Origin of the sequence: Mastigocoleus testarum BC008 (assembly GCF_001456025.1) — a bacterium.
Classification (GTDB): Bacteria; Cyanobacteriota; Cyanobacteriia; order Cyanobacteriales; family Nostocaceae; genus Mastigocoleus; species Mastigocoleus testarum.
In genome coordinates, this window is the sequence record NZ_LMTZ01000115.1 from 1 (window position 1) to 22,934 (window position 22,934).

Here is a 22,934-nt window from a genome sequence, read left to right on the forward strand (position 1 = left end):
CATCTGAATATATTCCTTGGGTCTGATAATGTATTAACCATCACCTTTTTGTATTTATTCAGCAAGCCCTAAGTATGAATTCTGGTAGCATGATAGCACGGTTATCATGCTAATTATGATAGTATCATTTAAGAATAAAGGAACTGAAGATATCTTTGATGGTAATGACTCAAAGCAAGCTCGAAAACAATGTCCCATATTCTGTTGGGAAGTTGCACGCAGAAAATTAGATCAACTAAATGCAGCATTATCTTTAGATGACATTAAAGTTCCACCGGGTAATAGGTTAGAAGCACTAAAAGGCGAACGTAAAGGTCAGCATAGTATTAGAATTAACGATCAATATCGAATTTGCTTTATATGGACACTTCAAGGTGCATCAGAAGTTGAAATAGTTGATTATCATTAGTAAACAATAAATAACAACATATGAAAATTCCCAAGTATAGACCCCCATCACATCCAGGTGAAATACTACTTAAAGATTTTCTCGAGCCGATGGGAGTAACCCAACGACAACTTGCAGATGCACTTCATGTCCCGTATCAGCGAATAAATGAGCTTGTAAACCAAAAGCGAGGTATTACACCAAGTACAGCAGTACGGTTATCGAAGTTTTTTGGAAATAGTTCGGAGTTTTGGTTGAATTTACAACAAGCTTGGGAACTCTACCACGTCCTCAAAGAAGAAGAAGAGGAACTAAAAACTATTTCCCAATTCAGACCCACAGGGTGAAGTATGGCGCTACGCGCAAGTCAGAAACAAACTTGTTTTTATATGAGGATCTATTAAAATTTCTCAATACAGAAAATTCTTTAAGAAATTATTTTTGTAAACTTGTAAGAATATTTATATGTAGATGAATTGCATAACTGATTAAAATGCCCCTGGATCAGCTAAAGCCAGAAGAACGCTACAACTTATATCAAGCACTTCTAAATGCCTTTCCTAGTCCAACAGACTTGGAAATGATGCTTTATTTTTGTGCATTAAATAAGAATTTAAATGAAATTGTAACAGGTCAAAGCCACGCGCAAGTTATCTTTAAATTGATCCAGTGGGCTGAAGCTAATGGAAAAGTAGAAGAACTTTTAATTGCAGCATGCGAACCAGAAGTTGGTAGACCAAATAATTTGAAGTTAAAACCATTTTGCCAAAGACTTAATCAGACACAATTGGTTGTGGAACAACCCCCTATCAGGAAAGAACCACTTGAGCAGACAATAAATACTTCACAGCAGTTTGATATTTTTCTTTGTCACAACAGTCAGGACAAGGATGAAATAAGAAAAGTAAGAGAAGCTTTGCAACAGCAGGGATTTCAATGTTTTTTAGATGAATATTTAAGTGGTGGTGAGCTATGGAGACAAAGCATAGCTCGTGCAATTCGGAACAGTAGATATGTTGTGATTTTTGTCGGTGGTTATGGTTTGGGACAATATCAAAGAAAAGAAATTGAATATTGTGATGGTATTTTTTTCGATGGAATTAAAGTAATTCCCGTACTTCTGAGTACAGCAACCAAAGAAAGCATTCAAACTTTCCACTCACAAGATGTAAATTGGATTTGGAGAAACCAACGGGTAGATTTTCGCTCACCTAGAGATTCTGACCCAATAGGAAAATTAATTCAAGCGATTAGTGGAAAAAATTCAAGTAATCAACCACCTGTAAATACCCCACCAGAAGATGACCTTAGTTCAGAGAAAGGAGTTGATTACACCCGATTACGAGATTACCTCAAAGCACAGAATTGGAAAGCAGCAGATGAGGAAACTCTCAAAGTTATGCTGAAAGCTGCTGACAGAGAAAAACAGGGCTACTTAGATTACGACTCCATCGAAAACTTTCCTTGCACAGACTTGCGCACAATTGACCAACTTTGGGTAAAATACAGCAATGGACACTTTGGCTTTAGCGTACAAAAGCGTATTTGGCTAAAGTTTGGTGGAAAAGTCGATTATGAAACGGAGAAAGCCTTGGGTGATGCTGTGGGCTGGCGAAGGAATGATAGCTGGCTAGACTACAAAGATATTACATTTACCTTGAATGCCCCAGAGGGACATCTCCCATGTTTATCATTGGGGAGGTGGTGGGAGTGGTGGKGGGAAGGGGTGGGGAGACGTGCGGCTTGTCGTTTGGTGGATTTCTCTCGCGTCTCGGCTTGTAAAATTTAACATATAGGGCTTACAGAGTTTTATTAAGATTTGCAAACAACTCATTTCCCACGAAGCCTTGAGGGTTCTGGGTTTCCGATACCTGGCACCGGGGATTAGAATTATGGTAAATCTTCCGGTTGTGCAGGTTCAAGCAGCGAGTGTACATGATTGCTCATGATACAAAGAGCATAAAGTTTAAACCCATATTTTTGCTGTGCTTTTTTAATTGCGTAGAGAAGCACTTCTCGACATTCTAAGCGGGTGAGTCGAAATTCGCGGTTATTGCAACGGGTTGTAACGTGATAGGAATATCCTGATTGAAGATTTCGGGGAGAACGAGGCATTAAGAATTTCCAAAGAATGAATAATGATATACATTATTTTTGGAAATCCCTTAAGCAGCAGCAATGCAACGAGACATACAGCTAGATGGAAAAAGTCGCAAGCAGTTCCACGATGCACTTTTGAGCGCATTTCCTTCTAAAGCAAACCTAGAACAAATGGTCAGCTTTGAGTTAAATGAAAATTTAGATACTATTGCAACAGGTGGAAGCTACTCTGAAGTTGTATTTAAACTGATTGAATGGTCTGAAGCTCGGGGAAAAGTGGAAAATCTGTTAGATGCTGCGCGTTCGTCAAATCCAGGTAACCCAAAGTTACAAGGTTTTGCACAACAAATATGGGGGAAGAAGTTTGCAAATACTCAAAGACCCAAACAGGAAGAGGACAATCTAAGTTCCGAGCAGGGAATAAACTACATCCATTTACAATATTTACTTAAAGCTGGGAAATGGAAAGAAGCTGACAAAGAAACTCAAGCAGTTATGCTTCAAGCAACTGTTCGAGAAAAAGAAGCTTGGCTTGATATCGAATCTATTCAGAATTTTCCCTGCACTGACTTATGTACAATTGATAGACTTTGGCTTAAGTATAGTGGTGGACGCTTCGGTTTTAGTGTTCAGAAGCGAATTTGGGAAAGTCTTGGTGGAAATTCTAATGCTAATTATGAAACTTGGTGTAAATTTGGCGATCAATTAGGGTGGCGAATTAAGGATAATTGGTTGAATTATATCTATCATCAATTCAACTTGAAACAGTCACCAGGTCATCTACCAATGAAGTATTTACCTATGAGTACTGATTATCTTCCATTACAGTTTAATTTATTTTTCTTACACCCACTCAGCTACAAAGAAGATGCGATACCAAGATTCTCTTTGTTTACAGACAGAATAGCGGCTTGTAACAGAAAGAAGTAAAGCATAAAATGACATTCGCAACAAAACGAAGTAATCTACTTGCTATCAATTCAAATTTAACTCCAAATCATATAATTTACTCATTAAACAGCAATTAAATAGCAGTAATGCAACCAGACATAGAGCTAGATGGTAAAACTCGCAAACAATTTCACGATGCACTTTTGAGTGCATTTCCTTCTGAAGCAGATCTTGAGCAAATGGTAAACTTCGAGTTAGACGAAAACTTAAATTATATTGCCACAGGTGGGAACTATTCTGAAGTTGTATTTAAACTGATTAAATGGGCTCAAGCTCAAGGGAGAATCGAAGAGCTTCTTACTGCTGCGCGTTCTGCTAATCCTGGTAATCCAAAGTTGAAAAGCTTTGACGAACAAATGCGGAGTAGACCGAATACAAATCCCACACCTGTCACCGCAAATCCCAAACATATATCTTCATCACCTGAGAGTTCAGATTTTGATGTATTTCTTGCTCACAATAGTTCAGATAAACCCCAAGTAGAAGCTGTTGCAACAGAACTCAGACAGCGTGGTATTAAATATTGGTTAGATAAAGAGCAAATTCCGCCGGGAAGATGGTTTCAATATGTGATTCAAGAAGCAATTCCCAATGTTAAATCTGCAGCAATTTTTATTGGTGTGAATGCTGTAGGAAAATGGCAAAAATTGGAATTAAGATCCTTTATTAATCGATGTGTAGAAGCAGATATTCCCGTAATTCCCGTACTACTTCCAGGTGTAAATAAAATTCCAGAAAATCTGGTATTCCTTCAAGAATTTAGTTGGGTAAAGTTTTCTCAAAGCATTAATGAGAAAGAAGCATTAGATAATTTGGAATGGGGTATTACTGGGAAAAGACCACAGTGATAATAACCAATTACCAATTACCCATTACCAATTACCTTAGAAGCAGAATTTCTCGATAACCACTTCAAAACTATTCCGGCAATTATGCTGTAAAAGGTAATACCAATAGCCATAGCTGTTGCAAAACTAAGATTGAATCTTAACGCCGAACTCAAGTCTAAATCAAAGCTAGAGTTTAAAATTTTTAAAACAACATTTGCAATTAAACCAAAAATTCCACTTATTATCAGGCTAAAAGGAATAAATACAATATTTGCGATTAACCACCAAAAACTATTTTTGACTTGTTGGTGAAGAATTAACCATTTGGAAATAGCACTTCCTGCAATTGCTCCCAGCAAAGCAAATACCATTTGACCCATTAAACCAAACAAAATTGTACCGATAAAAGTTCCTACAAGTAAGCCACAAAGAAGACCAAAACCTATCTCTAGCAGGAAAGAAACCCGCCAGCCCAAACGCTGCGATAATACCAACCACTGCACGCTTTCTACAGGGAGCCAAGTAATAACAGCACTTAAAATCGCATATCGAAAACCTATATTCGACCCCCAAACCATAAAAATTGCCGAACTAAACAGCGATCGCCCAAATAAACCCGCACCTATACCTAGAAAACTTCCTAAAACCCATTTATATAAAAAGCGATTATCGCTGTTTGCTGAGACTAATGTGTTTTGTGAGTTTATATTTTGTAAGTTTGTATTTTGTGACTTTGTATTTTGTGACTTTGTTAACTGTGCTTGACTTGGAAGTATTTTTGATGCAGTGCTGCTTGGGGTTTCAGATATTTTGTAAGCAACAGACGATAAATTTGTATCTCCTCCAATCAATGTCAATTCTTGTAAAATTTCAATAGTATTTGCTGGACGCTGACTGGGTAAGCGTGTCATCATGCGATCGAGAAAATCTGCAAACTTTGGTGACACTCCAGGTACAGCATCGCGCCATTTCAATTCGTCAGTTTGTGGATCGTAAAATTGGTTCGGGTCTTTAGCTGTGAGCAAATAAACAAATGTTCGCCCCAAAGCAAAAAAATCTGATTGCTGCATGGCTTGACCATTAATTTGTTCTGGTGGGGTATACCCTTTTGAAATCACACCAGTAACTTCCCCGATCGCTTGTTTTGCAACATAGGTTCCCGTCACCTGTCGCACCGTACCAAAATCAATTAACGCTAAACCACCATTGGAGCGCAACATAATATTGGGTGGTTTTATATCCCGATGAAAAAATTTTTGGCTATGTACTTGCTGCAAAATAACTGTTAATTCTTTTAACCACTCAACAGCTAATTGTTGTTCAATTGGTCGATTATCTCGTTGTTTGATGTATTCGTATAAATCTAAACCTTCAATTTTCTCCATTACCAGACAATGCAGTTGTTCTTGGCTTTTGGGGAAATAAACAAAATAGCCATCAGCTTCGACTTTAGGTATGCCGGAATGGTTTAAAATTTTCAGTACTTCAGCTTCCCGTTGAAACAGTTCTATAGCTTTAGGATGATGATTTATCAGTATTTTAAGAACTTTAGCTTCACCAGTTCTGTTAATTAACTCATAGGTTTTACCAAAACCACCACCTCCTAATTCACGGTGGACTCGATAGCGTCCTTGTAGCAATAACTCCGAACCACAACTCTGACAAAATATTGTATTGTCAGGATTTTGGGGATTTTGACATTTAGGATTTATGCACAGAATCATTGTGGGTAGGGGGTTGGCGACTGGGGACTGGCGACTGGGGGACTGGCGATTGGGGGTGAGCCATTAACCAGTTTTTATTGTTTAATTAATACTCTTAACCTACACATTTTCAAACCCTGTTTAATAATTTTGACCGACTTCGTCGGAAGGAAGAAGGAAGACGGAAGATGTCAATAAGCGCGTTTTCCATAAACGCAGTGCTGGCGTAGCCAAAAAATCTTCCATCAAGCATTGCTGACGCAACGCTACGCTAACCGACCCCGAAAGGATGCAAGCCCCGTCCTTCCAGGACCCAGAAGGTTAGAGCCTACGGCGTCGGCGAAGCCTCTGACTAACGTCACGCTATAGCTTCGCTACNTTTTGACTTTTTACTTTTCACTTGCACATAGCGCCATATCTCTCAACTCTTAAGAAAACAAAAATCGATTATTACTTATTCTTATTACCAATTACCAATCCCACTAATTCCCAATCCCCAATCCCCAATCCCCAATCCCTAATCCCCAATCCCTAATCCCCAATCCCTAATCCCCAATCCCCAATCGCCCAAATGCCCATACACTCGTATCATGAAAATATGACAAAGGAAACCAAGTTTTAACAGCTTAACATGGGCAGCATCTGGGAACTGGATTACTATTCCCGTCCAATTTTGGATGAGGATCAAAAAAAAGTTTGGGAAGTATTAATTTGCGAGAGTCCTCTGGATATCCGCACAAATACTGATTCTTTATTTCGATACGCCAAATACTGTTCTAGTAAGACAGTAAATTCTGTATGGCTACGGACGGCGTTAGAAGAAGCAATTGAGAAAGCTGATAATACGCCAGTGAAAATCCGCTTTTTCCGCCGTCAAATGAACAATATGATTACTAAAGCCTGTAAAGATGTTGGCATCCCAGCACTACCCAGCCGACGTACTCTGTTACTCAACCAATGGCTGCAACAACGAATGGAAGAAGTATATCCCCAAGAAGAGGGTTATAAAGCTGGTACTAATCCTTCGGTACGTTTGGATGCTCCTTTAGCGCAACGCTTACCAGATGCTTTAGAAGGTCAACAATGGGGATTTGTAAACTTATCAGCTGCCGATTTCAATGATATGCCAGAGTGGGATATTGATTTTGGTGAAGCTTTTCCTCTAGAAATGGGAGGAATATCCCCAGACACTCAAATTCCTGGAGTTTTAATATTTTCACAAAGAGCTTTACCTCTGGCGGGCTGGATGTCCGGTTTAGAAATGGCTTGGTTGAAATTTTATAGCAGTCCCCAAGGTGAAAAATTGTTGTTGGAAACCGGTGCAACCGAAAGCTGGATTTTGGCAAATTTGGGCAATCCAAAAATCAAAGCAGAAGCTTCACGTTTTGAAGAAGCGAAACAAAAAGCTAATGGTATTCACTTTCTTGGGGTACAGTCCGATCCTAATTCTGAATCTTTTGCTGGTTTTTGGCTGTTACAAGAAGTCAATCTACCGTAAATTTATTTGGGGAATAGGGAATAGGAAATGAGTAAGGTGTTGAATAACGAAGGGGGTTTTTTCTAAAGTCTTTGTTTTGATACTAACTTTTACTCGATCCCTAAAGATGGAGCGTCACAATGCCCAATTCTCAATCGTACAGCCACTTGAAATCATGCCTTCTGAAAATTTTTTACAAGATACCCTAGCAGAGGAATTACTAGAATTAGCCTTAAAATCTGGGGCAGAAGTAGCTGAAGTATATCAGTCGAAATCGCTTTCAAAACCGATATTTTTTGAGGCTAATCGTCTCAAACAAGTAGAAACCAGTCAATCTGAAGGAACTGCACTGCGGTTGTGGTGCAATGGACGCCCTGGACTGACGGTGGCTTATGGAACTGTCGAGTCACAAGCAATGGTACAAAGGGCGATCGCTTCCAGTAAACTTAACCAACCAGAAACAATTCAATTAGTCAGCAACTCCCAACCTGCTTATCCTGACTTGGGTAAAAAAATTCCTGTAGAAAAAATGGTGGAGTGGGGCAAAAAAACAATTTCTCTGGTTCGCCAGACCTATCCAGAAGTTGTTTGCACTGGTGATTGGGAATGTGATACAGAAAATACCAGACTCATTAATACCCAAGGTTTAGATTGCCACTATACTGACACTACCCTCAGTTGTTTCCTTTCAGCTGAATGGGTACGAGGTGATGATTTTTTAAGCGTTTCTGATGGTCAAACCGAACGGAATCAATTAAATCCCGAACGAGTAGCACAGCAAATTCTTCAGCGTTTATCTTGGGCGAAGGAAAATACTCAAGCTACCAATGGTAAATTTCCTGTTCTGTTTACTTCCAAAGCTGCTGATATGCTATGGGGAACCATACAAGCAGCCTTAAATGGTAAAAGGGTTTTAGAAAATGCTTCTCCCTGGGCTGAACGTATCGGTCAGCAGGTGATTTCTAATACCTTAACTGTTTTCCAAGATCCTCAAGCTGGTCCTTATAGCTGTCCTTTTGATGATGAAGGTCATCCCACCCAAGATCGCGTGTTTATTCGGGATGGAGTATTAAAAGATTTCTATTGCGATCGCATCACAGGAAATAATTTAGGTACCGGTACAACGGGTAACGGTTTTCGCCCAGGTTTGGGCAGCTATCCTTCTCCGGGTTTATTTAATTTCCTAATTCAACCGGGGTCGTTATCTCTTGAAGATTTAATCTCATACATGGATAATGGCTTGATTGTCGATCAAATGCTAGGTGGTGGTGGGGGGATTTCCGGCGATTTTGCCATTAATGTTGACTTGGGATACCAAGTACGTAACGGTGAAATTATTGGGCGAGTCAAAGATACTATGGTATCTGGAAATATATATACAGCCCTAAAACAAGTTGTAAAATTAGGGGGAGACGCCGATTGGAATGGTTCTTGTTACACTCCATCCTTGATCGTCGATGGTTTATCTATCACCACAAAGAATCACTAAAGCCTTTGTCGTAGTATGGTAGGTCTGTTGGTAATATACATAACTAACTTGGGGGTTGGCTAGCTATTTAATAAACTAATCCCCCTATTTTAGATTGATTCTTTTTATTCAATCAGAGAAATATCGAAAAAGTGCTCTGGAAAAGCGTTATAGTTAATCTTATAACCTGCAACGTTAAAGCTGCGTCAATACTAACAAATAAAACGATTATTATGTTTCCTCCTATGATGATTCAGTGGTTTTCTCGCCATTGGAAATCCAGAAGAGGTCTTCCCTTAGGTACTCGTAGCTTTGCTGCATATACAGAAGCGTCTGTTATTGGTATCTTTGCTGCCTTATCTGCAGTTTTTCTCAAAAATGGTTCGGGATGGCTCGGGACCATACGCGTTAGAGCAGCCTCCGATCTTCCTCCATGGCTAGTCTTACCACTCATCGGTATTTCTCTTGGATTCTTTGCTGGCTGGATGGTTGAGAAGTTCGCTCCAGAGGCTGTAGGGGGTGGTATTCCTCGAATAAAAGCATCTCTTATTTGCATTAAAACCAGGCTTTCCTGGCGAGTTGCATTTGTAAAATTATTTGCTTCTATTATCACTATTGGATCTGGAATTACAATGGGACGACAAGCACCTACGGTCCATGTAGGTGCTTCTTTGGCTGGAGGTTTAAGTCGTTGGTTTCCAAATTCTCCAGTTCGCAGACGTCAAATGATTACAGCAGGTGCAGCTGCAGGGTTAGCAGCTGCATTTAATGCACCTATCTCTGGTGTATTGTTCGTAATTGAAGAGTTACTTCATGATTTATCAGGATTAACTCTGGGTACCGCCATCATAGCTTCTTTTATTGGTGGGGTTGTCTCTCGTCTGTTGGGTGGTAACAACCTGGATTTAAATATCGAATTTACACAATACAGTAGTAGTTTTTCCCTTCCCGAAATTCCCTTTTATTTACTTTTAGGGTTACTTGCTGGAATATTTGCTGCTTTATTCCATCACTCTCTCTTATTTAGCATCAATGTACATAAAAGGTTCAAAATTAGTCTGTCGTGGCGAGTTGCTTTAGTTGGATTAATTTGTGGAATTGTTATTGCGTTCCTCCCAGAACATTTTCGGAATAATGCTGGTTTACGGGAATTCATGACCACAGGTGAATTAAGTATCTTTAAAGCTGCGGCTGTTTTTGTCACTCATTTTTGCCTAACTTCTATAGCCTTTGGTTCCGGTGCACCTGCTGGTTTATTTGGTCCGAGCTTGATCCTAGGTTCTAGTCTCGGTTATGGAATTGGTAGAATTGCAGAATTATTAATACCAAGTATATCCCCAACCACTTATGCTTTAGCGGGAATGGGAGCATTTTTTAGTGGTTTTTCTAAAGTACCAATTACAGCGATTGTAATTATCTTTGAAATGACCGGAGATTTTAACTTGGTCTTACCTTTGATGATTGGTTCGGTAATATCCTATATTATCGCAGATAAAATAGCTCCTGGTTCTTTAAACGATAAGCTTTTGCAATTGAAAGGTTCCAAAATCCAAAAGCAAAATTCTACAGAAAATGTTTTAAGCAAGTTAACAGTTGAAGATGTCATGCACTACCCAGTAGAGACCCTGGATGCTGACATGAGCTATGGGGAAGCTTTTCAAAGATTTTCCAATTCTCCGTATCGGGGTTTTCCTGTTTTGGAATCTGGGAAATTAGTAGGAGTAATTACACAAATAGATATACACAAAACAGATTCGACCCGTCTCCGTAACGAGAATGCGACTGTCAGGGAAATCATGACTTCTAAGCCAATTACAGTAACTCCTACCCAAAATCTTAGTAGTGTTTTGTGTATATTAGATCGCTATGAAATTACTCGCTTACCAGTATTAGAGTGTAAAAGATTAGTAGGAATTATTACCCGTACTGATATTATTCGGGCAACCGCCAAGCATTTCAACGGTGAGCCAGAAAATATCAAATCCCAAGAAGAACCATCATACGTGGTATATCAAACTCAATCACCCAGTATTGGTACGGGTAGATTGTTGGTACCGATCGCAAATCCTGAAACTGCTAACACCTTAGTGAAAATAGCAACTGCTATTGCTCGTGAGAAAAATTACGAGATAGAGTATTTGCAAATAATAATTGTCCCTCCTGGTCATCTTCCATCTGAGACGGAAATAGAGGATACAACAATTGGCGAGTTCATCGAAAAAGCACAAAATTTAGCTAAAAACACCCTAAATTATAAAATTCCCGTACACACTCAAATTCGGGTTGCGAATAATGTCGCCCAAACAATTTTAGAAGCGATCCAAGAACGTCACATTGACCTACTACTAATGGGATGGAAGGGAAATACAAGTACCCCCGGTAAGATTTTTGGAAATACCGTCGATAGGATTATTCGCAAAGCAACCTGCGAAGTTATTGTTGTCAAGCCAGCCAATAAAAATAACACCAAACTTAAGTCTATTTTATCAACTGAATTTGATTCCTTCCCTGTAAGTCCTTCTTTCCAAAGTTGGCTGATTCCTACAGCAGGTGGTCTGAATGCAAAAGCAGGAATAGATTTATTACCAGCATTGGTAACTCTAGCCAAAAAACCGAAAATTTGTTTAACTCGCGTTGTTAAACCATCTGAAGATAAACCAGATATGAAACCCTTGGAAGAAACAGTTCGTGATTTAGTTAAAACTCGAGAATCTTCAAGTGAGGTAATTGCTGCACCGATAAAAGCAAAATCTGTACCTGCAGGTATTATCGAACTGGCGAACAAAAAACATTATGATGTTGTGGTAGTTGGCGCTTCTCAGGAAGGAATGCTATCTATCAAACAAAATATTCCTGATACAATTGCTCTTAATGTTGATAGTACAGTGATTCTGGTTCGGGGAACGATTAATGATAGAGAATTACATTTTGGTGAGGTAGAAACAAAAAGCCAAAATTCAGAACAGACAACCTCATCAATAACAAGTATGAGTCAGGAGTCACGACAAACCGCATCTTTACCTGCTACCAAAAGTTTGAAATCACAACAGGTTAGGTTATTAAAGAACGGTAGTAGTCAGAAATCAGGACAGACTGCATATTTACAGCAGAGGTCAACGAAATTTGGCGTAAAAGTTGGAAGAGGAAGAAGTCAGGATTCAGAAGAGAAGAACTGATTTCCCAACCCCCAACTAAAGTTGCCAAATTTTCACAATATTTTCGGCGCTACCACCACCAGCAATTTTTTTCCCATCTTTACTGGTGGCTACAGAGTATATGTAACCGACATCTTTTTTGAGGGTATTAATTAGTTTTCCAGTTTTTACATCCCACAATTTAATAGTATTATCATTGCTACCACTAACAAGTATTTGATCTTCTTCAGATTGGCTGTCAGTTTTACCAGGTATGTAAGCAACTGAATTTACTTTATCTGTATGTCCTTGGAGAGTATTACTTACTTTTCCGGCAGCTAAATTCCATACTTTCACCGTTTTATCTCTACTTGCGGAAGCTAATGTTTTTCCATCAGGAGCAAAAGCAACAGAAAATACTTTATCTTTATGTGCTTTAAATGTGCGAATTTTCTCTCCCGTCTCCACATTCCATAATTTTATGCTTTTGTCCCAACTACCAGAAGCTAAAGTAAAACCATCGGGAGAAAAATCCACAGAATTTACTGCTGCAGAATGTCCCTTCAATGTTCGGATTTCCTCCCCTGTAGCCACATTCCATAGTTTGATGGTGCTATCGACACTACTGGAAGCTAAAGTTGTACCATCTTTACTAAAAGCAACGGAGATGACTCCCTGTAAATGTCCTTTGAGCGTACGAATTTCTTTACCAGTTGATAAATCCCAAAGTTTAATGGTTTTATCGTTACCACTACTGGCAAGAATTTTACCATCTGGGCTAAAAGCCACATCCCAAATCCATCCAGAATGACCCTCAATAGTCCGAATTATTTCCCTGTTGGCTACATCCCAAACTTTGATAGTCTTATCATCACTACCACTAGCAAGTTTATCTCCCTGGGGAGAAAAGTTAACCGCATTTACATCACTTGCATGTCCTACTAATGTAAATACCGAAGAGTTGTTAACAAATAATCCAGGTGGTATTAAAGGAATTTGTGGTGGATTGAAAAACCAAAAAACTCCTCCACCCAAAGTTAATAAAATCAATCCACCATTAACCAACCATCGCTTTTTAAGTTTTTTCTGTACCTGTACTGTTGCTTCATTTGAGTTTCTCGGTACGGAGCTAAGTAATGTTGTCGCAACTGAAGCTGATACTTGTTGAGGTACTAAATCTTTAAGAACTCGATCCGCGGATTGATAACGTTCTTTAATATCTACTTTGAGTAATTTGTCAATTACTTCGCCCAATTCCATCGAGATGGGAATCCCTTGTCCATTGGAACCATTAAAGTGTTTTCGCCAGGTTGTAATCCAAGCATAACCCTTTTCCATCCATTGCTTGGATGGAGAAACACCTGTTAGCAGAAAAAAGCAACTTGCACCCAAACTGAATAGATCGCTAGCAGGATAAGCTTTTCCGTCTTGCATTTGCTCGACAGGAGTATAACCATGGGAACCAATACTTGTCCCTTTATTCTTGACAGTCGTTGTTAAAAGCTTAGAAGCACCAAAGTCGATCAACACATGCTTCCCATCATTCTCGCGGATAATAACATTTTGTGGCTTAATATCTCTGTGAATTACTCCTTTCTCGTGAATAAATTTCAGAACAGGTAATAAATCCAATAACAGCTTGCGAATTTCAGGTTCTCTAAACCTTCCATTCTCTTGCATGCGTTGTAGTAAGTTGTTTCCCTTAATAAACTGTTGTACTAAATATAAATAACCATCTTGCTCAAAATAAGCCAACAAATTGGGTATCTGTGGGTGTTCTCCCAACTCTTGCAGACGCTGAGCTTCTTCCTTAAAAAGTTTTACCGCTTTTTTTAAAGTTGATTGATTCTGGACTTTTGGTGCAAGCTGTTTAACAACGCACTGCTCGTTTAATTTGTCTATATCTTCTGCCAGATAGGTGATACTAAACCCACCTTCAACAGAAAGCCGTTTTACAATCCGATAGCGACCTCTGAGCAAAGGTATCAATGGTGTCTGACAATTTTGGCAACATTGATTCCCATCCGGGTTCATTGGGTTTTGGCAATCGGGATTCAGGCAGCAGATCATACTGGGAATCCATCCGTGTTTCGAGTATAAGTTAATTCGTATCAGAGATTTGTTGCGATCGAAATGCTCAACCTATTTCTTTTTATAAAAGAAAAAGACACAGCTATAGCATAGGCGAAATTAGGGCAAGTTTCAATTATAAGATTTACCTGTAAAGTTTAATCACAATTCTAAATCATACATTAATAATTATTCCAAGTAGTCCGTATCATCCGATAGTTGTAAAAATTACTATATTTCTATATCTCTGGGTGAAGAAATTGGAGTAACTCTCTACTCTTCGGTACTTAGTGTGACAATCCCAAATCTGACATACTGTCATTTGCTGACACCAAGTCACAATTATAATTGCTATGATTAGCAGTTAAAAAAATAAACTGATGTTTTTGGTAATATCCAATGTAATATAAAAAAACTAAATTTGGAGAATGTTTGAAAATTAATAAATTAGACCAGGTTGTCGTTAGCTTCATCTAAAATATAAAATCCTTTTTAAAAGGGATAAAACTCCTAAAAAGTCTTAATTAGTTTGAAGGATATTTATCAAATATTCTCTAAATAAAAATGTAATAAGTTATTGCAATGTGCCATATTCATAAGGTTCATATTCATAAGTAAAATCAAGTAAAAATATGAATTTAAAAAGTGACAAAGAATATTGTCGTAAATTTGATTTGAAGTTTTTTGATTTTAGGTTTTTAGAGTTTAGATTTAAGTTTAGATTCGTTATTTCTTTGTTTAGTAGCTTTTTACTTGCTAGTTATTCTCTACCTGTAAACGCTTTAATGGTAGAAATATTAGATGATAAAAACACCTTACTTATAGCTAAAACACCTGATGAGAGACCGGAAATAGTACAACAAGGTATAGAAGAAATACCTGTAATCAATCCACCACAAACATCTGAAACGCCACAACAGCCTTCACAAGCCCCAGAAGAAACTACACCAACAAGCCCTCCAGCAACAAACCCTCCAGCAACAAACCCTCCAGCAACAAACCCTCCACCATCATCGAATACCATAGAACCTACTTCTCCAGTACCAGCACCTGGAACAGCTGCACCTAGGACACCAACACCCAGGACACCAACACCCAGGACACCAACACCTAGGACACCAAGACGCCCTGCACCTGGAACTGGAACAGCAACACCCACTCGTCGTCCTACACCTGGAGCACCAAGACGCCCGGTCAGAACACAACCCAGGAAGCAACAACCAAATGTCCAACCTCAAATACCTCGTGAAAATCCGAGAATCTCGCCTCTTGTTCTTTCTGAGGAGATTAATTACCGCCAGCTTAATTATGTAGATATTGCTTTAGGAGTTTTAGCTCCAGGTGACTATGAACATAATGGCAGACACTTCCATTTTTACCAGTTCGAGGGTAGAGAAAATCAACTGATTCAAATTAGGTTGCTTGGTAGTGGAGATCGACGTAGGTCTAGTAATTTAAGCATGCAACCACTAATGTATTTGCTTGACCCTGATGGTAACGTAATTTTGAGACGAGGTGGTGGAATTGGTCCCGGTTCAAGAGATGCTTTTGAATTTGTTCGGCTACCAGCTGATGGTACTTACGTCGTTGGTGTAACTACTCGTAATCCAGGAGATACGGGTCGTTACAGTTTAGCGCTAAGAAACGATAGAGCTAGTTATACTGTTGATGAGAAAGATAACTTAAGTGCTACCGGTCCAATTTTAAGAAGAAATCGTAGCCCTTACAATGTTTCTCGGTTTGAAGGTGAGAAAGGTCAGCTTGTTAGTGTTCGTGTAGATAGCACCTTTGAAGAATTTTCTCCTTACGTAGTATTGCTTGACTCCCAAGGAAAAATCGTTGCAACGAATAATGATAGGGATGGAAAATTTAGTGCTCTAATAGATCGAGCCAAGTTACCAGAAGATGGAACTTATTACGTTGTCGTAACTTCAGTTTCTCCAGGACAAGCAGGAGCTTACAGACTGACGATTTTTTAACAGTTTATGGCTAACGCTACGCCCTTACGGGCTACAGTTAACAGTTAACAGTTATCAATAACGATTAATTGGTGATGCGAAAAAATAACAATCACCCATTACCCATTACCCATTACCCATTACCAATTACCGACACTATTGCGACATCCGCCATACTTTAATAGTGTTATCTCCCATAGCCCCACTAGAAAGGGTTTGCTGATAAGGAATGTTTTCTCGATCTATTGCAGGTGAGAAACTCAGGGAGGTAATGTAACCAGAGTGTCCTCTAAGGGTGTCGATTTCTTCTCCCGTAACTAAACTCCAAAGTTTAATTGTGCGATCGCCACTACCACTAGCGAGAATATTACCATCAGGACTAATAGCCAAACAGTTCACCCATTTGGAATGTGCTTTGGAGGAATTTTTGGAACCATCAATAAAAGTACGAATTTCTTCTCCTGTAGCCAAATTCCACAATTTGATAGTGCGATCGTGACTTCCGGAAACAAAAGTTTTACCATCGGGACTAATTGCAACAGAAGATACTTTATCTTTATGACCGTCAAGGGTACGGATAAGCTCTCCTGTAACTAAATTCCAAATTTTGATCGTTCTATCGTCGCTCCCACTGACTAATATTTTATTATCAGGGGACACAGCAATAGAAGATACCTTTGATGAGTGTCCGCTTAAGGTACGAATTTCTTCTCCATTTGCTATATTCCAGACTTTGATAGTGCGGTCAAAACTACCACTAATAATATTTTTACCGTCTTTGGTTACAAGTAAAGTTCCAATAGAATCAGAATGTCCTTTAAAAGTACGGATTTGCCGTCCATTTACTAAATTCCAAAGCTTAATCGTATTGTCATAACTACCACTAACAAGGTTCTTATTATTGGGAGTAATTGCAATGGTTGCAACCCAAGCAGAATGACCTTTAAAAGTACTAATTTCCTTATTTTTTATTAAATTCCATAATTTAATAGTATTGTCGTAACTTCCACTAGCTAGAATTTGACCATTTGGGTTATAGGCTAACGATGCAACTGAATTACTATGACCATTTAGGGTTTTTTGTAGGTAATTACTACTCGGAAAACTGGCGATCAAAAATATTGGATTTGATACTAAAAAGCCATAACGTACGTAACCATAAATTTGGCTACCAACTAACCCAAAAAGGACAATTGCAATAGCAGTCAACCACTTGAGTATTAATTCAAGGTCATGTTTGGATAAGTTTAACGAAGAGGCTATTGCTGATATTCTTTGCGAACGAGATTGCTTGGATGTTTGTCTTCGCAATCTAGAAAATAAGTTTACTCTCAGGGAAGATGAAGAAGCTTTCGGATCTGTTGTATTTGTTGTATTCCCTTCACGACTTGGCGATTGTGACGGTATTTGGGTTGGTGGTGGAGCGCCAGGAGTAAGAGTTAAATCCCGAATAACTTCGTCTGCTGATTGATAACGTTCTTGAATATCTTTTTTTAATAAACGTTCGATAACCAGAGCAAATTCATTACTCAGGGGACTATTCACATGTTGTCGCCATGTAGAAACCCAACCATAACCCTGTTGAGTCCATAAATGAAATGGAGGTATTCCACTAAGCATATGAAAACAGGTTGCACCTAAGCTGAAGAAATCACTTGCAGGACAAACTTCTCCACCCTGGATTTGTTCTATGGGACTATATCCGAAAGAACCAATGGTAGTTCCGGGTTTAGTTTGTACTGTTGCTGTCAGTTGCTTTGAAGCGCCAAAATCAATTAATACTAATTTGTTATCGAATTGACGACGAATGATATTTTGTGGCTTGAGGTCGCGATGAACTACTCCATTTTCGTGAATAAATTTAAGAACGGGTAATAAGTCAAGCAACAGTTCTCTTATTTCTATCTCATTATATTTTGAACGTTGCTGCAATTCTTTAAATAGATTTAATCCATCAACAAATTCTTGTACTAAATACAAGTAATTATCCTCTTCAAAGTATGCCAGTAATGTCGGTATTCTTTGATTTCTACCTAATTCTTGCAGGCGCTTTGCTTCTTGTTTAAATAGCTCAATTGCTTTATTTAATGCCCAGGTTCCATGAACTTTTGGTGCTAATTGTTTGACTACACCAAGTTCATTGAGCTTATCTAAATCCTCTGCTAAGTAGGTTCTACCAAATCCACCCTCATCCGAAAGTACTCCAGTAATTCGATAATGACCTCTAAGCAGGGGTTTAAGTGTTGCGCTACAACTCTGGCAATACCTTATCCCGTCTGGATTGTGGGGATTTGGGCAATCGGGGTTTAGGCAGCACAGCATTATCTAGCTAATGTAAATGTTCTAAAAACTATAATAGCTCTTTCTCCAATTTTGCTTGTTAATATTGTTGCTTTTTGGGAATTATAATCTTTGTAATTTATTCGTAATTTTGTTTGCAATTATAAGCAGCATATATGCCCCGCCGTAATTTGATAAGGAAGGTTATGTCTACAGCAAACATAACCACAAATTAGAATTCGATTTGTCAGTTTTAAAACCAGATTTTCGTATCCCAAATATCACTATAAAAATAGGCCTAACTCTGAATATTTATCATTTAACGCGCAGAGCATTTAATTAACCTGATTGCTTTGCCAAACCTTTATAGTATGGTCATAACTTCCACTGACAATAGTATCGGTAGATTCAAAAGAAAATGTACTGCTAGGTTTAATTGCAACTGACCAAACTTTACGACGATGACCTGTAAGGGTACGGATATTTTCTCCCGTATCCAAATTCCAAACTTTAACGCTTTTATCCCAACTACCGCTAACAATAACTTTGTTGTCAGAACTGATTGCAACAGAATTTACTTTGTTGTGATGTCCTGACAGGGTGTTTATATTTTTTCCTGTTTTCAGATCCCAAATTTTAATAGTTTTATCCCAACTACCGCTGACTAGTTTCCGACCATCTGCACTAATAGTGACAGAAGTTACAGGAGCGTGATGTCCCCTTAGGGTCATTTTCTCTTTACCTGTACCTATATCCCACAACTTAATACTGTTGTTAAAATGGTGGGCTGAAGCTAAAGTTTTGCCATCTGGACTAAAGGAAACAGAATTAACGATATCGCAGTGCTGCTTCATTGTACGAATTTCCGAACCAGTAGAAAAATTCCAGATTTTAATTGTCTGATCCCAACTACTAGAAGCTACTCGTTTTCCGTCCGGACTAAAACTTACAGAAACAACAGATGCTGAATGACCTGACAAAGTCTTTACTTCTTTTCCTGTTTCCAAATCCCAAATCTTAATAGTTTTATCTCCACTACCAGAAGCAAGAAATTTACCATCTGGACTAAATGCAAGAGAGTTTACCCAATCGGAATGTCCTTTGAGGGTTACTACTTCTTCTCCTGTTTCTAGTTTCCGTAATTTGATGTTTTTTTCTTCGCTGACACTAGCAATACTATTACCATCTGGACTAATGGCTAATGCCAAGATAGCCCCAGATTTTTCAGTTAAGGTTTGAGATAGGGAAACATTTCCCGATAGCAGGTCGAGACCTTTATCAGTTCGGGAAGATAAATTTGTCAAAGCTGGGGAACTTGGTAAATACCACACTCCTCCAAAACCTAAAACGGCTAGTTTCCAGAGGAACAATTTTGAAAAAGTATTACCTGTCAACAGCTTGATTTTTGAGCAGGTCATTTTTACAGACATTGCAAATAAATTAACTGCAAACTCTAAGCACTATAGTCAATAGAAAACACTAGTACTCGATTGTTCCGTAAACATTATTATGTACTACCTTAATAGAAATAATTCCGGAACTATTTCTATATTTTTAAACATTGTAAGGTAAACACTTCATAAAAAATAGAAGACGAGTAAAACAGTTTTACGCGTCAATGTTTACGTTAAATTTCTATGTATATTTGATACTATGATTATACATAATACTAAGACGCAATTGACAACTTTATCACATATTCATAAATTTTTAGAAAATACCTGCAATCTCATAAGTTGCTTATTTTATAATATTTATAAGAGTTATTTTAAATAATTGTAATTATTGCGATTACTGAGTAATTGTTTAGACTTAAGAGTGTAAGCATATAAAAAGCTAATTACTTAGTTATTATTTTACAGTCAGAAAAAAAATGTCCAAAATATATACAAATATAAGGCAAATAAGGGGATTTAAACAGTAAGGTATAGTAACAAAAATTACTATGTATAATATTGTTGGCTAATATCTATCGTTTATATCCAATATTGGTTAATACTAAGAAATTAAAATGCTATTGAAAATTTTTATCGATGTTTCTCTAGCATATTAGAGTTGAATTTAACTTAAATTCATATAAATTAATCAATTTACTTTAATAAAAATAGCTTAATGAATGTAGCTTGAAAGTCTTATTTTTAGGGAAATACAGCATTTATTGTCTTGAAATGACAGTTCCAAGTTGAGTGTTTGAGGGGGTTTAATCATACCCCCACAATAAAGAAACAAAATATATTACTAATTTAAGAACTATTTTTCGATCGCAAGCAGAGGAATATTTGAAATACTCAGTAGGAGAACAATATCAATATCCCTAAATCATAACTTCATGAAAAATTTATAATTAATGCGATAGACGCCAAATTTTGATCGTTTTATCTTCGCTACCGCTAACTATAGTTTCTCCATCCCAACTATAGGCTAATGAACTAACAGCTTCACCATCGTTAGAAAGAGTACTAATCAATTCTCCTGTAGAGATATTCCAAATTTTTATTGTTCTATCTGTACTTCCACTAGCAAAAGTTTTGTTGTTTGATAATTTATTAGCTGGGTTAATTGCAAGGGATGTAATGCTCTGGGTATGTCCTTCGAGATTACGAACTAACTCGCCTGTAGATAAATCCCAAATCTTTATACTTCGATCTGCACTTCCACTTATAAGAACGGGACTGCGACCTTTTACTCCAGGACTCATAGCAAGTGATGTAACACTTTGAGTGTGCCCCTTAAGAGTATGAATTAACTTACCTGTAGATAAATTCCAAACTTTGATAGTTTTGTCGGTGCTCCCAGAAGCCAAGATATTAATATCATTATCGTTCTCAGAACCAATACTAAACTGACTAATAGCAACTGAACGCACCCAAGAGGAATGTCCGGTTATAGTACGAATTTCTTTTCCTGTTTCCAGGTTCCAAAGTCTGACAGTTTTATCATTACTTCCACTAGCAAGAATTTTGCCATCAGGACTAATTGCTAAAGCGTGGACAGAATCAGAATGTCCGGTTATGGTGCGAATTTTGCTTCCTGTTTCCAGATTCCAAATCTTGATTGTTTTATCTTCGCTACTGCTAGCAATGATTTTACCGAAACCCTGGGGTGTAGAGACTCTCACAGGATTAATAACAATTGCATTTACTCGACTTTTATGACCTTTGAGAGTTGTAATTTCTCGTCCTGTTTGAGTATCCCAAAGTTTAATTGTTTGATTGCTGTTGCTAGCAACTATTCGACTATCAGGACCAATTGCAACAGATAATATTGAGTTTAAACCGCCTGAGATAGTATTAGCTAAAGAGAATTTTTGCGAGCGCTGTTTGTTTTGATTAATTTTGCTAGTTTGATTATCTACAGCAACACTTGATGAAAATTCTGTAGTAAATTTTTGTGCTTGCAAATACCAGAATTGTCCCAATCCCAGAATCGCGATCGCAGTTAGTGGGAAAAACAAATATTGAGGTTTGAGATATTTGTTTGACCCAGAAGGTGAAAATATTGGAGCTTCATAAGACTCATTAGCTGGGGAATCTAGTGGCTTAGAACTCAAGTCATTGAATGCTTGTTCGGCTGATTGGTAACGTTGTTTAATATCTTTTTTCAACAACTTTTCCATGACTAAAGCCAGTTGTTCGTCAATTGGATGACTCAAGTATTGTCTCCAGTCATTGACCCAGTTATAACCATTTTCCGTCCAAAGTTTAAATGGAGATGTTCCTGTGAGTAGATGAAAACAGGTAGCCCCTAAGCTGAATAAATCGCTAGCAGGGAAAGCTACACCATCTCTAATTTGTTCGATTGGACAATAACCGTGGGAACCAATTGATGTTCCTGCTTTAATTTGTACCCTTGCTGTTAACTGTTTAGAAGAACCAAAATCAATTAAGGCTAAACGTCGGTCTTTTTTACGACGAATGATATTTTGCGGTTTAATATCGCGATGAACAACTCCCCGTTGGTGAATATATTTGAGTACGGGTAGTAAGTCCAACAAAATTTGTTTAATTTCAGATTCTGCGTAGAGACGTGCTTGTTTTCCGATTCCTCGACGTCGAAATTGTAATTCTTTAGATAAATTTTGTCCGTCAATAAATTGCTGTACTAGGTACAAATAATTATCTTGCTCAAAATAAGCTAATAGAGTTGGTATTTGGGAATGCTCTCCGAGTTGTTGAAGTCGAGTCGCTTCCTTTTGAAATAACTCCATTGCTTTTTTGAGCGCCCAACTACCGGGTAGTTTCGGTGCTAGTTGTTTGATTACACATAATTCTTTGAGTTTATCCACATCTTCTGCAAGATATGTTCTACCAAATCCTCCCTCATCTGATAGCACTCGAATAACACGGAAGCGATTTCGTAAAAATTTTACCAGTGGAGTTCCACAGGTCTCGCAAATTTTAGTTCCATCAGAATTAAGGGGATTTGGGCAATCAGGATTTAAGCAGCAGATCATTATCACAGAGGCGCGACTGCGTAGCAAGTGGTGGTTAGTTTGCCCCGAAATTTTCCAAAAATGGGAAAATTATTTTTGCATTATACAAAATATATTTTTTTAATTCCTGAGTTGGAAACCTA

15 protein-coding genes are annotated in these 22,934 nt (G+C 38.0%); 9 read left to right on the top strand and 6 right to left on the bottom strand.

The genetic code is table 11. The features are described from left to right. The first annotated feature begins 115 nt into the window (after nucleotides 1-115). The 3 genes from BC008_RS28750 (at nucleotide 116) to BC008_RS51625 (ending at nucleotide 2,177) form a co-directional block, all read left to right on the top strand. On the top strand, nucleotides 116-409 hold the full coding sequence (locus BC008_RS28750; RefSeq protein ID WP_027846167.1) for a type II toxin-antitoxin system RelE/ParE family toxin: 294 nt from the start codon (nucleotides 116-118) through the stop codon (nucleotides 407-409). A 20-nt stretch (nucleotides 410-429) separates the two neighbouring features. Continuing rightward, nucleotides 430-735: a HigA family addiction module antitoxin gene (locus BC008_RS28755; RefSeq protein WP_027846168.1), complete on the top strand. Its 306-nt coding sequence runs from the start codon at nucleotides 430-432 to the stop codon at nucleotides 733-735. 146 nt (nucleotides 736-881) lie between these two features. Then, nucleotides 882-2,177, top strand: coding sequence for a GUN4 domain-containing protein (locus BC008_RS51625; protein ID WP_058184115.1), 1,296 nt, complete (start codon nucleotides 882-884; stop codon nucleotides 2,175-2,177). A gap of 101 nt (nucleotides 2,178-2,278) precedes the next feature. On the opposite strand, the gene BC008_RS28765 is transcribed toward BC008_RS51625, so the two are convergent. After that, nucleotides 2,279-2,503 (bottom strand): transposase, encoded by a 225-nt coding sequence (locus BC008_RS28765; protein WP_072207784.1) that lies wholly within the window; start codon nucleotides 2,501-2,503, stop codon nucleotides 2,279-2,281. Nucleotides 2,504-2,566: 63 nt separating this feature from the next. On the opposite strand from BC008_RS28765, the gene BC008_RS45850 reads away from it, so the two are divergent. Together BC008_RS45850 and BC008_RS51630 are read left to right on the top strand one after the other, a co-directional pair. Next, complete coding sequence (locus BC008_RS45850) at nucleotides 2,567-3,418, top strand: GUN4 domain-containing protein (RefSeq protein WP_063800830.1); 852 nt, start codon at nucleotides 2,567-2,569, stop codon at nucleotides 3,416-3,418. 107 nt (nucleotides 3,419-3,525) lie between these two features. Then, on the top strand, nucleotides 3,526-4,287 hold the full coding sequence (locus BC008_RS51630) for a toll/interleukin-1 receptor domain-containing protein (RefSeq protein ID WP_058184111.1): 762 nt from the start codon (nucleotides 3,526-3,528) through the stop codon (nucleotides 4,285-4,287). A gap of 17 nt (nucleotides 4,288-4,304) precedes the next feature. Here the strand turns inward: BC008_RS51630 and BC008_RS47710 are convergent, their stop codons facing one another. Further along, nucleotides 4,305-5,993: a protein kinase domain-containing protein gene (locus BC008_RS47710; RefSeq protein WP_058184110.1), complete on the bottom strand. Its 1,689-nt coding sequence runs from the start codon at nucleotides 5,991-5,993 to the stop codon at nucleotides 4,305-4,307. Between the two features lie 610 nt (nucleotides 5,994-6,603). On the opposite strand from BC008_RS47710, the gene BC008_RS28785 reads away from it, so the two are divergent. The 3 genes from BC008_RS28785 to BC008_RS28795 all read left to right on the top strand — a co-directional run bounded on the left by BC008_RS28785 (nucleotide 6,604) and on the right by BC008_RS28795 (nucleotide 12,093). Beyond that, entirely contained in the window at nucleotides 6,604-7,470 is an 867-nt protein-coding gene (locus BC008_RS28785; protein WP_027845619.1) for a Tab2/Atab2 family RNA-binding protein, read from the top strand. Between the two features lie 154 nt (nucleotides 7,471-7,624). Continuing rightward, a complete protein-coding gene (locus tag BC008_RS28790) occupies nucleotides 7,625-8,938 on the top strand; it encodes a TldD/PmbA family protein (RefSeq protein ID WP_027845618.1) in 1,314 nt (437 codons plus the stop codon). 212 nt (nucleotides 8,939-9,150) lie between these two features. Further along, on the top strand, nucleotides 9,151-12,093 hold the full coding sequence (locus BC008_RS28795) for a chloride channel protein (protein ID WP_063800829.1): 2,943 nt from the start codon (nucleotides 9,151-9,153) through the stop codon (nucleotides 12,091-12,093). A gap of 15 nt (nucleotides 12,094-12,108) precedes the next feature. On the opposite strand, the gene BC008_RS28800 is transcribed toward BC008_RS28795, so the two are convergent. Further along, nucleotides 12,109-14,121: a serine/threonine-protein kinase gene (locus BC008_RS28800; RefSeq protein ID WP_027845617.1), complete on the bottom strand. Its 2,013-nt coding sequence runs from the start codon at nucleotides 14,119-14,121 to the stop codon at nucleotides 12,109-12,111. A 632-nt stretch (nucleotides 14,122-14,753) separates the two neighbouring features. Between BC008_RS28800 and BC008_RS28805 the strand changes: the two genes are divergently transcribed. Beyond that, entirely contained in the window at nucleotides 14,754-16,100 is a 1,347-nt protein-coding gene (locus BC008_RS28805; RefSeq protein ID WP_153009680.1) for a PPC domain-containing protein, read from the top strand. A 135-nt stretch (nucleotides 16,101-16,235) separates the two neighbouring features. On the opposite strand, the gene BC008_RS28810 is transcribed toward BC008_RS28805, so the two are convergent. The 3 genes from BC008_RS28810 to BC008_RS28820 form a co-directional block, all read right to left on the bottom strand. After that, on the bottom strand, nucleotides 16,236-18,401 hold the full coding sequence (locus tag BC008_RS28810; RefSeq protein ID WP_027845224.1) for a serine/threonine-protein kinase: 2,166 nt from the start codon (nucleotides 18,399-18,401) through the stop codon (nucleotides 16,236-16,238). A gap of 293 nt (nucleotides 18,402-18,694) precedes the next feature. After that, the gene (locus BC008_RS28815) at nucleotides 18,695-19,777 is read right to left on the bottom strand and encodes a WD40 repeat domain-containing protein (RefSeq protein ID WP_235595954.1); all 1,083 of its coding nucleotides are present in this window, start codon (nucleotides 19,775-19,777) and stop codon (nucleotides 18,695-18,697) included. Between the two features lie 926 nt (nucleotides 19,778-20,703). Next, nucleotides 20,704-22,812, bottom strand: a complete 2,109-nt coding sequence (locus BC008_RS28820) for a serine/threonine-protein kinase (protein ID WP_027845222.1) — start codon at nucleotides 22,810-22,812, stop codon at nucleotides 20,704-20,706. Nucleotides 22,813-22,934: the final 122 nt, after the last annotated feature.